Source organism: Bacteroides congonensis (genome assembly GCF_900130125.1).
In the GTDB taxonomy this organism is placed as follows: domain Bacteria; phylum Bacteroidota; class Bacteroidia; order Bacteroidales; family Bacteroidaceae; genus Bacteroides; species Bacteroides congonensis.
This window is the reverse complement of record NZ_FQXY01000009.1, coordinates 211414-225406: the sequence shown is the minus strand read 5'-3', so window position 1 is coordinate 225406 and position 13993 is coordinate 211414. Positions and strand designations below refer to the sequence as shown.

General features: G+C 43.0%; 7 protein-coding genes. All 7 read right to left on the bottom strand.

Annotation, left to right across the window (positions count from 1 at the left end; genetic code table 11):
* Positions 1-21 precede the first annotated feature (21 nt).
* Positions 22-1356 carry a glycoside hydrolase family 28 protein gene (locus BQ7997_RS07580; protein ID WP_073345141.1) on the bottom strand — a complete coding sequence of 445 codons (1335 nt, stop codon included), beginning with the start codon at positions 1354-1356 and terminating at the stop codon, positions 22-24.
* A 219-nt stretch (positions 1357-1575) separates the two neighbouring features.
* The gene (locus tag BQ7997_RS07575) at positions 1576-4425 is read right to left on the bottom strand and encodes a glycoside hydrolase family 78 protein (protein ID WP_073345138.1); all 2850 of its coding nucleotides are present in this window, start codon (positions 4423-4425) and stop codon (positions 1576-1578) included.
* A 110-nt stretch (positions 4426-4535) separates the two neighbouring features.
* Positions 4536-7856: an MGH1-like glycoside hydrolase domain-containing protein gene (locus BQ7997_RS07570; protein ID WP_073345136.1), complete on the bottom strand. Its 3321-nt coding sequence runs from the start codon at positions 7854-7856 to the stop codon at positions 4536-4538.
* A gap of 86 nt (positions 7857-7942) precedes the next feature.
* On the bottom strand, positions 7943-8872 hold the full coding sequence (locus tag BQ7997_RS07565) for a glycoside hydrolase family 43 protein (protein WP_044653589.1): 930 nt from the start codon (positions 8870-8872) through the stop codon (positions 7943-7945).
* A 177-nt stretch (positions 8873-9049) separates the two neighbouring features.
* Complete coding sequence (locus tag BQ7997_RS07560) at positions 9050-9718, bottom strand: DUF3826 domain-containing protein (RefSeq protein WP_044653588.1); 669 nt, start codon at positions 9716-9718, stop codon at positions 9050-9052.
* 60 nt (positions 9719-9778) lie between these two features.
* The gene (locus tag BQ7997_RS07555; protein ID WP_044653587.1) at positions 9779-11518 is read right to left on the bottom strand and encodes a thrombospondin type 3 repeat-containing protein; all 1740 of its coding nucleotides are present in this window, start codon (positions 11516-11518) and stop codon (positions 9779-9781) included.
* A 271-nt stretch (positions 11519-11789) separates the two neighbouring features.
* The gene (locus BQ7997_RS07550; protein ID WP_044656763.1) at positions 11790-13988 is read right to left on the bottom strand and encodes a RagB/SusD family nutrient uptake outer membrane protein; all 2199 of its coding nucleotides are present in this window, start codon (positions 13986-13988) and stop codon (positions 11790-11792) included.
* Positions 13989-13993 lie beyond the last annotated feature (5 nt).

The following is a 13993-nucleotide window of genomic DNA, read 5'->3' as shown; positions in this document are numbered from 1 at the left end:
TTAGTTTAATTTCTATCTATATTATAATTTGATTTCCTCTCCATTGACGATTACATCATCCATGGTGATACGTTCACAATCTTGAAAGATACACTTCTGCTTACCTCCCTGGATATGGATGTCGCGCAATACGATATCAGAGATAGGAGCTTCTTCCAATCCTACGATTTTGATGGGAGTCTTTACGTCTGTCACAGTCATTCCGCTAATATGTACATTGCGGAATATCGGGGTACGTTCGCTCTTTGGTTCTGCCGGCATCTTGCTGTATTTCAGATTCAGCACGACCGCTTCCTGCTTGATATTACTCATCACAATATTGCTGACACGAATATCTTCAACAACTCCGCCCCTTCCACGGGTTGACTTGATACGTATTCCACGATCTGTTCCGTCGAACACACAGTTGGAGATAGTAACTTTGCGTACACTTCCGCTCATCTCGCTACCTATCACAACACCACCGTGACCGGAAAGCATTGTACAGTTCGTTATGGTAATATTCTCACAAGGTACTCCCAAACGGCGGGCTTGCGCATCCCTTCCTGATTTAATGGTTATACAATCATCACCGACTGAAATATGGCAATCACTGATATGTACATTACGGCATGATTCGGGATTGATGCCGTCCGTGTTGGGCGAAGGAACATTATTTATCGTAATACCTTTTATAGTCACATTTTCACAAAACTCCGGATTCACCGTCCAGAAAGGAGAATTGATGATTTTCACTCCTTCAATCTTTACTTTCTTACAACGAACCGGCTGTATAAAAGGTGGACGAAAAAAACGCCGTTGCAATGTATTCACATAATCCTTGTTTGTTTCGGCATAAATCGCTGTCGTATCGTTTTCGGCATCCCACATCGGCTGATATTTATTGATATCACGCATGCCATTATCTTTCAGGTCAATCATGACACGGAAAAACTCCGTCCACCATTTCTTGCCTTGTCCGTCCAATGTCCCCTCTCCTTTGATTGTTATATTCTCAGCATCTACCGCATAAATCAACGGTTGGAAACTTTTCATCATCACTCCTTCGTGACGGACTTCTACAAAAGGAAGATAATCATCAAAGTTGTCGGAAAAGAGTAAAGTTGCTCCGGCTTCCAGTTCCAGTGTGATATTGCTTTTCAGGTGGATACTTCCCGTCAAGTAAGTTCCGGCAGGGAAGAACAGCGTACCACCGCCACCACGATTGAGACGGTCGATTGTGGTGTTGATTAACTTTGTATTAAGGGTCTTGCCATTTGCTTTTGCACCGGCTTTCAACATGTCCACACGTTCGGCACGAAGGACTGTTGCAGCACAGAAGCAAAGAAAAGAAATAAGAGTTATTCGTAAATTCATGGTCTATATTATTAAAAAAAGATTTCTTCGTTACTTTCTAAAAAATCATGCTGATAGATTTATTTTTTCTTCCCAATGTTTTTATAAATCATTGCAATGATTTTTTCAAAGATGCAGCATGATTTTTTAAGGCATGCTATATATATTTTTCAATCAGGTTGCATGTTTTACAGAAGCAACACATTGTTTTTTATGCTACAAATATATGCAAAGATTTCCTTATTCCGTACATACAAACTTGTACGTTCCACTTTGCACTTCCTTAGGTTCTTTCCCACCCGGAAGATAAACAACAGCAGTTGTGTTGACCGGAACGGATACATTCAAAGTGAAAGTACCGTCCTGACGAGCCCAATCCACAACAATTGTACCATATAAGGTTTCATAGGATGATTTGACAAACTTCAAATCTCCCACGGGTTGCGGAGCAATAATAAATTTCTGATAACCTTGCTTTGATTTATTTTGTTGATTCTCCAATGTAGACGCGGCATAAGGACGGATGCCGACCAAGGAATTGAAGAACCATTCGTCAATCTGTCCCATCATAAAGTGATTCCAGGAAGAGCCTTGACGCGGATCCCATTGCTCAGTCAAGGTTGTTGCGCCAAATTTCAGTTGGAATCCATAACCGGGCGCTTCTTCATGGTTGAACATTTTATATATCAATTCATGCTGATCGTTACGGGCTAACGTCTGAATCAGATAACGATTACCTACATCTCCGGTAGTCAAGCGATTGCCATGTGCTTCCACATCTTTAATCAGATTCATAAACACTTTCTTATCCTGCGTCATATGAAGGAACAAGGGAAGTGCGTTACTGCACTGGCTTCCTGTACCATACTGTGCCGTATCATTGTTCAGGAAACGCTTGTCAAAAGCAATCCTGATATCATCTGCCAAGGAGCTGTAATAACGAATATCATAATCATTACCTACCATCTTTGCAGCTTCTATCAAATACATGACAGTCATATAATAATGCGCGGTAGCTACCAGTGGCACAGGTGTATTTCGTGAGAATCCGGCACGGAAATCCCCATAATCATACCAGTCGCCCAGTCCGAAAGAGAGGATATTATTATCTGCACGTGTCTTCAGGTAATCGACATAACGGCGCATATTCGAATAATACTTCCTTATCAACGAATCATCTCCATACGTTTCATAATACATGAACGGGAAAATGACCAATGAACCGCCCCATTCGGGAGATTCGGCAAAGGCATCCATTCCCGGCCCTTCAAAAACCACGTATTCCGGAGCTGTGGTGGGCATTGCTCCATTGGAGTGTTGCGCATCCGCCATATTCTGCATAATCTGTGGGGCGTAGGCTGTCAAATCATAATTGTATAGCAGCCCCGGCCCGTTCAGATGTACCTGTTCCAACCATCCCAGTTTTTCCCGATGAGGGCAATCCGTAAATACTGATTGCATATTGCTACGAACGGCTTTCTCTATCAGACGATGAGCAGCATTAAATATCGGGTTGGATGATTCAAACGTAGAAACTTTCTTTGCCGAATTATAAACAAAACAAGATTGGATATTCTTCAATACGGGTAACTTCTGCGGGTTCTTTTGTCCTTTCAATACAGCGCCTTCCACTTGAATATATCTGAAACCATAATAGGAGAAACGAGGATGCCAGGTTTCATCACCTTCCCCTTTCAACGTATATTCATAATAATGCTGACGCCCTGTCTGACGCTGGTTACAAGCACCTTCATCCGTCAATGCTTCGGCAACCAGTAAAGTTACTTTCTGCCCACGTTTTCCACGTACCGTTATTTCCGGGAAACCGGCTAAGTTCTGTCCCATATCCAAAACAAAGGCGGACGGGTCTACTGTTCTTTTTGTCGATTTAGAAGCAGCCGTTATTTGTTCCGTATTCAGTTTGGTTACCTTTTGGATATCATATCGTTCCATAATCTTCACAGGTGGTGCCATCTGTGGACGGAGTACTCCTTTGGGTGCTTCCTGCATTACTACCGGACGCCAATGGCTATCATCAAATCCTGCCTGATTCCATCCTTTCTGTTCGCGGCGGGCATCATAATCTTCACCACCGTAAATACAGTTGAACGTTACCGGACTCAAATCATATTTCCATTCATTATCAGAACGGATGATTGTACGTGTTCCATCCTCATAATTGATTACCAGTTCAAATAAAAGTGTGGGGGGGCCGAAGCTTATCTGCAACTTGCGATAACGTCCCCCCTGCACATTGTAGAATCCATTCCCCAATAAGATTCCAACGGCATTCTCACCATACCGCATTTGTTCGGTTACATCATATGTGTTATAATAAACACTTTTATCATAATCACTCCAAAGCGGAGCGAATTCACTATTACCGACTTTCTTTCCATTCAAAGAGAATTCATAGAATCCCAAACCACAAACGTATGCAGTCGCTTCGACTATTTTCTTGCCGGGCTTATTGCCGGAGTCATTCCAGAACTTATTCCGAGACTTCCGAATCTTTGTATTCTCTGCATCATCCAGCAAAAACGTTCTTCGTAAATAAATGCTTTTCTTCGCCAAAGTGTCCACTGCTTCCCAAGCTGCCTTCACTTCCGGCTTTTTCAGTTCGCTGCCGTGGAATTTACGTCCTTCCGGAAGGTGTGCATTCTGACGGGTGATAGTTCCAATCCATTTTCCGTCGGAAAGTCTTGAGGGGGCAGAACGGAACTTCGCTTCATGACTCCATTCGGAAGGAGTACCCGTTTCATCCCACACACGGACACGCCAAATATAATTGAACGGATTGCCAGAACTTATATTCGCTCCGCCTGTTGGAACCAACTGGCTTTGTGAAGAATTGACTTTGCCGCTATTCCAAATTTGACGTCCTGTGAAAGCTTCCCGAATATCAATCTCATAGGCAGATTGTCGTGTCCCATTTTCCGGTGACTCCATCACCCATCCCAAACGGGGTGAACCTTCAACCACTACCAATCCTTCCTGCATTTCACAAGTAAGACGGGTGATCGTTATATTCTTTGCCTGCAAAATACAGGGTAGACAAAGAAAAAGAAGAAGATATTTTTTTAAAGCCATTATTCGTTTTCCTTTCTTTATTAGACAGAAGAACAAAAGAACAGATATTCAGTAATCAATAAATAGTTATAAAAACTTTTGTTCTTCTGTCAGAAATATATGATTTGTATCTACTTTAAAGCATTCTCGCAAACGACTTTTGTCAATGTATCCGCATGTCCCACTTCTTTGCCATCGACAAAAATACGTAATCCCTTTCCATAATGATAGCGGTCGCCATTCTTATCCCAAAGAATGGTCAGATTATGCCCATGATACAATACATTATCCAAACAGAACCAATCCCATTTATCTGCCGGAATCAACGGATTCACCTCTATCGTATTATCCAAACGCGGACGCAGCCCGATCAATCCTGTAATCATCAAGTCATTGAAAGTAGAATGATTATAATAGCGGCTACGTTCCTGATCTCCTTTCAGCCAATAACCTGTCACTTCATCCAAATATTCGCCGATATACGGACGTCCACGGTGATATTGTGATTCTACATACAGTTCCATTTGACGGAAATATACACTGTCGGACAATACAGTCTGCGGATAATTATCCATAAAGTTAGCCATTGCCGTCAACGTCTGTGCAGAAGCGAACGGCCAGATAGCTCCGTCCCATTCGCATTTGCCCACTCCACGCGTACGGAATTCAGGATGGCGACGTTCGGCGGTAGTCAGACCGTAAGGAGCAGAGAAGCCTTTTTCGTCCATAATCTCTTTCCAGGCAACTTCGTATTTCTTCGCCGTATCAGGTAAATTGAAGTACCATGGAATGTAACCGATAGCTTCACGGACATTAGCTGAAGAATCCGTACGCATCGTCTCGAAGAACTGGTGACGTGTATTCCACAATTCAGTATCCACTAAAGTTTTCAGCGTATCTGCCTTCATTCCATATCTCATAGCCGCCCCCTCATCACCGGAAAGGATTCCCATCAATGAAAGTGCTTTCGCGTTGCCATACATATAACTATTAATTGTCGGACGGGCATATTTCTTTTTACGACCGCCACTGATGGATTCTTCCATACCGTCTTGCACGTCCCCCTGCCAATAAAGCCCGTTTTTCAAACGGTTGGTACGTTCCCAACGTTGATATTCGGTTTCCAGATCTTTCTTCATATCCAGCATGAAGTCTTTATCACCGTCTACCATATATCGTGCCAATACTGCATCTGCATTCCATGAACTGAACTTATCCATTTTCTTCATCGGGCCGCCTTCATTACCGCGATACCAAGTATGGATTATCTGATCCAAATATTTCGGGTCACGCAGCCAGCGGCTTTCGTAAATATGATGCCCGATGGCGCAGGCAATCAGATTGTATTTATCCGAATAGGAACGTTGAACCAAAAATTCCGTCATGCCATATCCAACGGGAGTTTCCTTGATATGCTTGCGCAATGACCACCAACGGTAATAATACATTTCTTCGAAATTGCGTTGCGGACATTCAAACAAAGGAATATTCTCTTCCATCCACTCCGAAGCCTGAGCATTAGGTATAGCTTGGATGATATTCTCATCTTCCATTCCATTGAAATAATCTACGTAATGACTGAAATCCGCATACTTCAGAAAAGCGGATGACGCATCCTTGTCCGTAGAAGATGTTTTCACATTGGCTATGCGATATTCAACCAAAGGTTCCTGCCCGCCTGCGTTTGGCAGATCATAAGTCTGGTCGGCGGGAGTATCTACCGTCGGGAAAGTACGTGGCACACCTGTACGGAAAGCTATTCTTTCGACACTCGCTACCGGTGCATAGAACATACGCAACCCTACTCTTTTGCCGTCTACATATACCTGGATATTACGATCTGTCGTTGAAAGGACAGCTTCTACGTGATAGTTCTTTCCTGCTTCATATTTCATCATATTCGCGAAACGGGAGCCGCCTTTCATGCGGAAAATACCATCATTGGTCAGCTCCATACGGGAACAGGCAATTCCGTTCTCATCCAGAAATTCTATCTGAAGTGTGCCTTTATCATTTTGTCCGGCCTGCAAATCGAATGAGACTTTCAATTCTTTAGAAGCAGGAATTTTCCGTTCCACTTTCGCGTAATCAAACGGATCTTTGTCTTGAAGTCTCAGCCATTGTCCATCCAAAGAAACCGGAGCCCAAACGGGAGAATAAATATTCCAATCGGTAAGTTCCGCAATCGCTTTTGATTTCGAGAAGTCATCATCGGCATGTGACGAAGCATTGAGTTCCACCGGCACGGGAATACGAGAAATCCACATATCTTCTTTATTCACACTATAAGAAACCCACAAGTCACCATCCGCAGGTACTCCGTTTCCCTCTTGTATGCCACGAGGATATTGGGGGCCATATGATTTATAATTTCCACCATAACGCATCGGGGTGATTTCACCATGCACCAAATTCAGCGTTGTATATTCCAGTCCGTCCTTACTCAATGAGATAGCAAGCGGCCAACGGAATTCCGATGGATTATATACGGTAGCATATGTACCATCACTTAAACGTTGTCCCCATATTTTCGCATTGCTATTAACAAAACCTTTTGCACGAAGCACGGGTTCCGCCCAAGTGTGCCCACCATCTTCACTGATAGAAGTCAACGCGTGTTTCCAAAGACTGGCAATTCTTCCGTCGGGTAGTGTGTAGCAGTTGAATGCCTTATATCCTTTCTTCAATGGGATAATAGGATCTTCACGATCTGCTTCTTCCACCCATTGCATCATATACAGGGGATTGTCAAGAATCTCCTGACAGGCTTTCACAAATTCGCGGTCTTTACTTTTTTTGAAATACGGATAGTCGGTGTTCTTTTCGTTAAATCCGTGATTATAATAAATGAAATGAATAGGTCCGAACGAACCGTCTTTCTTTATCTCACGCACTACGCGACCGATGCCGTTTCCATCATTCGGGTCGTCTTTCTTATCCAGAGCAACTCCGTAATTTCCCATCGTTATCAAACGGCCGGATTTGGAGACATAGAAGCCTACACGTTGGTGCATGATAGCAATCAGGTCTTTTGCCTGCATCCCCGGACGGGATTCTTTGGCATATCCATCCGGTACTTTATACGGTGGAAATACAATCTCGGGATTTGTCCATTGATAACCATCTTTGGATGTCATCAGGAAAGTTTGGGATGGCGGGACGTGTTCGTCCGAAGGATCGGCCAGATATTGATAATAGAATTGTCCGTTCCAATACGCCAGCATCGGCTGATGATTGTAAGTCCACCCATTGCCGTTAGAGGCATCAGGATTTTCGCGGTTTGCACGCACCAATTGAATATTATGTACTCCTACCACCGGTGACAGTTGTCCGTCATGATAAGTAGGATTTGAGAGTTCCTTTCCTGTGTAATGGATTCTGTCTTGTGCTGTAACTGTAGCTGTCAGCCATCCGGCAGCCAGTGCAAAGAGAATCTTGGTAGAGTTGTTCATGATCTATTTCAGGTTTTAATTTGTTTCTTTGATTTCACCACAGATTACATGGATTGACACTGATTATTCTTTGTGTCTTTCCGGAATTATCGGTCATTTGACATTTTCAGAAGCGTTTTAACGACGGATTCCGGCGCCTTGAAAATTGTTCCGTGTTTATGTCCGGCAGGTACGCTTACATCATTCGTTATATCGGTAAAATTCTTAAAGTCCTTTGTGCGCATAGCACCGTATATTTTCTTCTTATATACATCAAAATAAATGAGATAGTCCTCTCCTATCTTTTCTACGGTCGGCCCTTCGACAAAGGATTCGGTGAACGGCTGTGATGCAGGCGAATAGGGTCCTGTCAGTGAATCTGCAAAAGCGATCTTCAGGTTACGTTCAGGGCGGGTGTTATCTTTGAGCACCATCACATAATCATTCTTAGCCCGTTTCACAAGAACGGCGTCAATGGTGCTAAAGCCCGGATCATATAGAACTTTCGCTTTTGAAACTGTCTTAAAATCTTTCGTTGTGATATAATACAACCGATGATTATTGTTTTCTTCCTCTATCCCTTTCTCGAAACGACCGGGGACGCAAGAAGCCCATACCACCATAAACTGCTCACTATCATCATCATAGAAAATCTCCGGAGCCCATACGTTAACGGTGGTCGGTTCATCTGCCATGACAGGAACCATCTGTTGTTCCGACCAGTGAACCAAATCCTTGGAATTTGCATAACCAAAGCCCAAATCACCTTTCCAACTCGTAGTCCAGACTAAATGGAAAGTCCCGTCAGGAGTACGCACCATGGAAGGGTCGCGCATCAGTTGATGCTGTCCCAGTTCCGGCTTCAGCCAAACTCCGGGGATACTGTCCCAATGCATTCCATCTTCGCTATATAAATATCTTAACCCCTCGTCAGCCGGTTCGTGGAATGAAGTGAACATATAATAGTCTCTGCTTCCCCCACAAGAAACCAGGAACAAAATACCTATTGCGGCTAATGTATTTCTTAACTTTTTCATTTCTATTATAATCAATAATTGTATCCTTTATATGGAAAAGACGATAAAAGCCCTGATTTGTACTCAAACAGATTCAAGATTCATCAGATTATAAATATATTTACGAGAAAAGGGCGACTCTCCGAGCCACCCTTTCCGTCATCAAACAAACTAACCATTTAATTATGGGTGCGAATCTTATAAAGATCCTCCACGTGCTTTCACACGTTTGTACCATTCTTCACGTTCTTTCTTCAGGTCGTATCCGCGTTTAGCCAGATAATTATTGATACGTCCTTTATATTTTCCGAAAGCTGCGTGTTTCTTATTTGAATTTTCCGCATCCAAGGCAAATTCACGGGCTTCTATCAGCCATGCATAAATTTGTGCCTTTTCTTCTTCTTTCAAAGTCGGAATCATATCAAGATGCGAATCATATGTCACTTTCACCACTCCGTAGGTCATGCCGTCTTTCACAGCTTCTATCTGTTTCTCGTCAAGGAAAAGAGATAAATTCGCCGGAAATGCGAAATGAGAACGATATAATGCTGCATCCTTTTCATTTTCGACAGCTTTCAACGCTTCAGTCTTAGTGTCGCCGGTCAGTCCCGATTCTTTTACTTTCTTGACTTTTGCGTCACGTACTTCATAAATATCGTTCAACTCGAAATAACGGTTGGCAATGATATTGCGGACATCTTCAGCTATCTTTGCATCTGTAATCCCAAGTTTATCGACAATCTTCTGTGAACGATTGATGATAGATTCCACATATTTGGGGTCACGGTTTTCTTTGTTCAAGTCAACTGCCCCGGCAGACATCCAGCCGCAAAGCAACAGTAGAGAAATTATTAATATCTTTTTCATTGATTTTGTTTTTAAAGTAGGATACCGAAAGAAAACTTGGCTCCGGCACCTTGCCGGCGATTACATTAATTTTCCTTTTTCAGCCAAAGTATCGTAGTTGTTTTTTAAATCACGCCAGTTTACTTTGTGTTTCGTGCTGATACCATTGATGTATTTTTCAATATTAGTGTATCCGTCACCCGTACAATCTTTATTGGCGTCGCTCGGATCGTTCGGATTCAATCCGTTAGCTATTTCCCATTCATCCGGCATTCCGTCGCCATCTGTATCCACATACGGAGTACCTTTGTATTCAGGATAACCACCCATTTGACGAATATCAGTAATAATACCTTGCTTATAAGAGTCTTTCGGTAAACGGCGATACTTGAACTGTCCGTCTTCGCCCATTGACTTGGGAGACAAACCAGTCAAATCACCATAAGCATCTTTCGGAAGTTTCTTTTCATAATAAGGGATACCTGTTCTTACTTCCTCAATTACTCGTTCGTCTACAATATCACGACAAGGAATATTCGCGCCTACATGTTTCAATACATAATCGTAAGCGTCTTTAGCCCCCATAATGTTGATATACGGCATTTCGAACGGCTGATAGCTACGCATATATTCAGTATATCCGTCAGTGTTCGGCTGGGTTTCAATCTGAATGCCGCCATTCCAGTTGTCTTTAGTTATTTCGGGATAGCCTTCCATGATATTTCCGTCAGCGTAAACACGTCCGTATTCTTTGTGATCCAACTTGCTACGTCCAGCTTCCGGTTTCAAGATACGATGTCCTACATTAGAATCTTTTGGAGTAGCAGGTCCCGGTTTGTAGTAATTGTTAATCATATTGAACATAGCCGTATAATCACCTCCATCAGAAGAACGATGAACCCAGTTGAATACTACATTATTAACGAAATTGAATATACCATTCCAACCAATAGAAGGGTTACGTCCTGAGTTACTAGCCCAAAGGTTACGGGCAAATGCACAATTTTCACCTCCTAATGTACTACCAAATGCATGATTGTATGTATCCAACGCTTTTGCCGAGATGGTATTCTGAATAGTTACGTTTACAGTAGGAAGTTTCAAATCTTTGCTTTCATATTGTCCTTCACTCGGATCATACATATGACGATAGAAAGAAATATTCTCATCCAGTCCCCAAGTACAGGAACAGTGGTCGATCATTATATTACCAACAGGGTTACCTCCGAAAGAGTCATCGCGATGCCATACTTTCGTTTCTCCACGGCGGAAACGCATGTGACGGACTACGACATCATGAGTATCTACCCAAAATGATTCGCCGGCAATACAAACACCATCCCCCGGAGCTGTCTGTCCTGCAATAGTTACGTAAGGGGCACGGACGATAATCGGTGATTCCAGACGGATGATACCGGCAACATTGAATACGATAATACGAGCGCCACCTGTTTCGCATGCCTCACGAAAAGAACCCGGTCCGCGGTCATTCAGATTTGTTACAGTAATCACTTTACCGCCACGACCACCGAAACTGTACATACCACCACCTTCAGCACCCGGGAAGGAAGGAATATCAGCCTGTGGCAAATCATACGGACGACCTGCCCAAGGTATATATGGACGTCCTTCCCTGGCTTCTTTTTGTACTATCGGCAACGCTTTCGCCCATGCTTCGTCAGAACGTTTCCGCTCTTCAGCCATCATTTTCGTATAGTTTTCTTTGGCTTCGCCGGATATTTGCGGGTATTGTGCCCATGCAATGGTCGGAGTCAACATTGTTGCAGCAAAAGCTGCTAAAAATAGATGCTTCTTCTTCATTTCTATTTGGTTTTGTGAAGTTGTTAATTCAAAAATACAATAATAAGACGAAAGAGAAAAAGATTTGTAATCAGTAAGGAGAAACAAAATTTCTTCTTTCCACCTATTTTATTACTAAGGTTGATAAAAGCAAATATAAGATATTTTATCAGGAATATTCGGAATAAAAAAAATAAAAATTGCCACTTCCCGTCTTCTTCTTTTCAAAAAGAACAGGAAATGGCAATTTTCTATATTTTCAGTCCTTTACAAGGAATGAGTTCGAGGGCATTTATTCAGCCAACGGGTCAAAAGTTCCGTTTGCCCCACCGTTCAAGTAGTCACCCCAGCCAATCGTTTGCGGTAGTGCATCATTATTACTTTGAATGCCTTGATTGAAACCAAGTAAATAGTACCTCGGAAGGAAAGTTATATACAGTTCGGAATGGCTGTCGTCATAAGAATCACCTTTCTTTGTTTTACGAATTAGATTATCTTTATAGAAAGCTTTCAATCGTTCTTGTTCACCAGCAAGATCTTTCCTCAAATCCATTGCTGCTGGACGGGTAACCCCAACTTTTACTAACGGATCGGAATCAACAGTTGTTCCACCCACTCCAACTCCATTACCTCCGTCAATATTCACGCGGAATTCAAGATTCTCACGACGTTGTCCGTTCATCGGTTTGAAACCAAGATAGGTACAAGTATTTCCACCCCAACCGGTCAACTTCCAAGTGGCAGGCGCTCCATCTGGCAGAACAGCTCCACCGTCAAACAGCATCCAACGGCGCATATCATCGAAACGCTTGCCTTCATAAGCCAACTCTATCTGACGTTCATACAAAATGGCAGCCATACACTTTGCCTGATCACTGCCTAAATCCACTTCCAGTCCAAAATTATTTTCGGCAGTATAGCCAACACGGGCGCGGATTTTTTGCAATTGGTCAACAGCAACGCCTAATTCGCCTGCATTACATGCCGCTTCCGCATAATTGAGCAATACTTCAGCATATCTGATTTCCATATACGGGGCAGCCGAACGGGTGAATCCTCCAGAAGTTGCGAAAACATAACGTGAAGTCGAATTGACATCTCTATCATCTGAACGTTTACGGACATAAAAACCTTTCACATTCTTTAAAAGAGCATCGGCACCATACGTAACATCACTGTTTGCTTCAATATCATCTACGTAAGCCGCATCAGTATACCATGTGTAATTCCAAAGTTCATAACTGGATCCATCATACGGGTTTTGATTTTCCGACAGGCGTGGGTCACCGTTGAATGCCCAACGGACCCCTGGGAAAGCGAACGTACGATAAAAACGTGGATCACGATTGATAAAAGGAAACTGAGGATCGTAAGTTACGGCTGATTTTGTCAGCGTAGTGTATGTGTTGCACGTAGCAGGTATCTTACCATCGGACATAGGGAACATATCCACCAACATGGCAGAAGGAGTTTTGCCTCCCCCACCCAAAGCATTGGATGGGCGGATTCCCTGCTCCCATGTGTTGTTTTTACGATAATCGGGAGTACCTTCTGTGAGCGTGTTGTGAAGTGTCACAAATACCGCTTCCTTACTCGGAACTTCTGTAAAAATCTTAGCCCAGTTGGAAGCATTCGCTCCCGGAGTTTCATTTGCTAATCCGTAGCCGGCAGCCGCCAACACGTCAATCGATCTTTTAATGTCAGTATAAGCCTGTTTCCAACGGTTCTCATCATTGGAACGATTGAACAACGGACTGGCATAAAGTAGACGCACACGCCCCAGCAAAGCAACTGCCGTACCGGAAGTAACACGACCGTAATTGTCACCTGTCATCCATTGACCTGCCCCTGTAAATGGAGCCAACATCGTCTCGGCTTTTTCCAAATCATCACAAATAAAATCGAAACAGTCCTTCGCAGAGGAACGGGGAGTGACTGAACTTTCGACCGGTTCTTGTACTTCTGTAATAATAGGCACACCGCCATACCACTTCACCAGATTATAATAGCACCATGCACGGAAGAAATAAACCTGTCCCAACAACTCATTCTTTTCATCCTGCGAAAGTGTACTGCCCTCAATACCTGCAATAGCATCATTGATATTACGAATACGTCCGTAAGCCGAAGTGATAGGATCTCCTTTCGTACCCTCAAAATAATCAGGCACAGGATTATTTCCGGTTTGATACGTCAACGGCTTGAGAGGATCAACAAAAGCACTAAATCCACTATATTCTTCGGTCGACTTTGACTGATCATCCGCCAAACCGGTACTGTTAAACATAGCACTAGGAACACCCTTAGGATCGGGCAGACATACCTTATAAACATCTGCTACACGTGCCAGCGCCCCACTCCAATAATTATAAGCATCGGTAGTAGTGCTGTCATAATTTTGCTTATCTTGCATAAACTGGTCACTACATGAAACCAACGACGTTGCAGCAAGGAAAGCAATACTAATACGGAATATTTTTTTTCTTTTCATCATAC

Excerpts from the sequence above, each read along its gene's own strand:
- BQ7997_RS07570 (WP_073345136.1), bottom strand. The coding sequence starts at position 7,856 with ATGAACAACTCTACCAAGATTCTCTTTGCACTGGCTGCCGGATGGCTG.
- BQ7997_RS07575 (WP_073345138.1), bottom strand. The coding sequence starts at position 4,425 with ATGGCTTTAAAAAAATATCTTCTTCTTTTTCTTTGTCTACCCTGTATT.
- BQ7997_RS07580 (WP_073345141.1), bottom strand. The coding sequence starts at position 1,356 with ATGAATTTACGAATAACTCTTATTTCTTTTCTTTGCTTCTGTGCTGCA.
- BQ7997_RS07555 (WP_044653587.1), bottom strand. The coding sequence starts at position 11,518 with ATGAAGAAGAAGCATCTATTTTTAGCAGCTTTTGCTGCAACAATGTTG.
- BQ7997_RS07550 (WP_044656763.1), bottom strand. The coding sequence starts at position 13,988 with ATGAAAAGAAAAAAAATATTCCGTATTAGTATTGCTTTCCTTGCTGCA.
- BQ7997_RS07560 (WP_044653588.1), bottom strand. The coding sequence starts at position 9,718 with ATGAAAAAGATATTAATAATTTCTCTACTGTTGCTTTGCGGCTGGATG.
- BQ7997_RS07565 (WP_044653589.1), bottom strand. The coding sequence starts at position 8,872 with ATGAAAAAGTTAAGAAATACATTAGCCGCAATAGGTATTTTGTTCCTG.